The sequence below is a fragment of the Acinetobacter pittii ATCC 19004 = CIP 70.29 genome (assembly GCF_000369045.1).
Taxonomy (GTDB): Bacteria; Pseudomonadota; Gammaproteobacteria; order Pseudomonadales; family Moraxellaceae; genus Acinetobacter; species Acinetobacter pittii.
This window is the reverse complement of the sequence record NZ_KB849795.1, coordinates 1-1,763: the sequence shown is the minus strand read 5'-3', so window position 1 is coordinate 1,763 and position 1,763 is coordinate 1. Positions and strand designations below refer to the sequence as shown.

At 36.4% G+C, this 1,763-nt stretch carries 2 protein-coding genes; both read left to right on the top strand.

The window, feature by feature from the left end:
- Positions 1 to 141: 141 nt before the first annotated feature.
- Positions 142 to 1,071: a replication initiation protein RepM gene (gene repM, locus F928_RS16405; protein WP_005065049.1), complete on the top strand. Its 930-nt coding sequence runs from the start codon at positions 142 to 144 to the stop codon at positions 1,069 to 1,071.
- Positions 1,072 to 1,149: 78 nt separating this feature from the next.
- Positions 1,150 to 1,680: a plasmid replication DNA-binding protein gene (locus F928_RS16400; RefSeq protein ID WP_005065050.1), complete on the top strand. Its 531-nt coding sequence runs from the start codon at positions 1,150 to 1,152 to the stop codon at positions 1,678 to 1,680.
- Positions 1,681 to 1,763 lie beyond the last annotated feature (83 nt).

Sequence of the window (1,763 nt, the reverse complement as noted above, 5' to 3'; positions counted from 1 at the left end):
ATAAAACTAGGTTTATCGACCCATAAAACTAGGTTTATCGACCTTAAAACTAGGTTTATCGACCCCAAATTAAGTCGATTTACAATTCAATTAAAATAGTCTATTGTACAACCTAGTTTAATTATAAATTTATTATTAGAAATGAGTGAATTAATCGTAAAGGATAATGCTTTAATTCAAGCTAGCTATACCCTAGATACAGTTGAACAAAGGCTGATCCTATTAGCCATTGCTGAAGCTCGGGAAACAGGGCACGGGATAACTGAAAATAGCCTTTTAGAAGTACATGCAAGTAGTTATATCAATACCTTTAATGTCGAGAAACACACTGCTTATACCGTGCTTCGGGATGCATCTAAAAGCTTGTTTGATCGCTATGTCACGTATCATGACATTAATCCTAAGACTGGTAAGGATCGTAGCTTTCACTGTCGTTGGGTCGATAAAATTGGATATGAACCTCAATCCGGGATCGTTTTCCTACGTTTCACGCAAGACATTGTTCCACTCATAACTCGACTGGAAGAAAACTTTACTAAATATGAATTGGAGCAGGTTTCGAGATTAACTAGCTCTTATGCTATTCGGTTATACGAGTTATTAATTCAATGGAGATCTGCTGGTAAAACGCCAATTTTTGATCTATCGATCTTTAGACAACAACTTGGTGTCGAAGCTCATCAATACAAAACAATGAGTAATTTTAAAACGTATGTTTTAGATTTTGCCCTCAAGCAAGTAAATGAGTTAACCGATATAACGGCTAAATATGAACAACATAAAAAAGGACGTTCAATTTCCGGTTTTTCTTTCAGTTTTAAGCAGAAAAAAACCAACTCTGACAAAGTAATTAAGGGAACGGATACATTAGCCCTTTTCACCAAAATGAGTGATAAACAACGTCATCTCTTTGCCAACAAACTTTCTGAATTACCTGAGATGGGGCAATATTCAGAAGGCACCGAAAGCTTCCAACAATTTGCTATACGCATTGCAGAAATGCTCCAAGATTATCAAAAATTCCAAGAATTATTCCCTTATCTTCAAAAAGTTGGCTTTGCACCTGCCTAAAATTTAAACTTGATCATTTGTTTATTAGACAGTCTAATAGACAACAACTTTTGACAGGTTTAGGCATAGATTTACAACATGAAAAGCCTTACAGTTCTCGAGCTTTCTAAGCTTTACAATATCAATAGACAAACGATTTACAACAACATAAAGAAAGGAATTTTAAGTAAAAATTCCCAGAATAAGATCGATCTAGCCGAGGCTATCCGTGTTTTCGGGGAACCTGTCAAAAAACAGGATGTAAAAGAACCTGTAAAAATAGACAGTCCAAATTCGGCAGAAGTTTTACTACTTAGACAGCAGATAGACATGCTGAAAAACCAGCTTGATGATGCCAAAGATCGGGAATCTTTCTATCAGAACCAAATTGAAACGATGCAACGCCTATTAGAAGCCCCAAAACCTAATATGACTACGTTTACCGATCAAGAATTAGTGCAACCCAGCATAGCCAAACCAGATCCCGAACCTGACACAGCAGAAGCTAAACATGACGGATTGACTACTCCAGAGCGGAGGGAAAATAAGTGGATTCCAGTGCCAGAGCACATTGAACCAGAGCCTGAGAAAAGAGGCTTTTGGAGCCGTTTTTTTAGACCCTATGATTAACCACGATTGTTTAATTAATATGAATAAAGTCGTGAAACTTTGATTAAATAATAAGCGTGGAACGTGAAAAATCATAAAAAAAA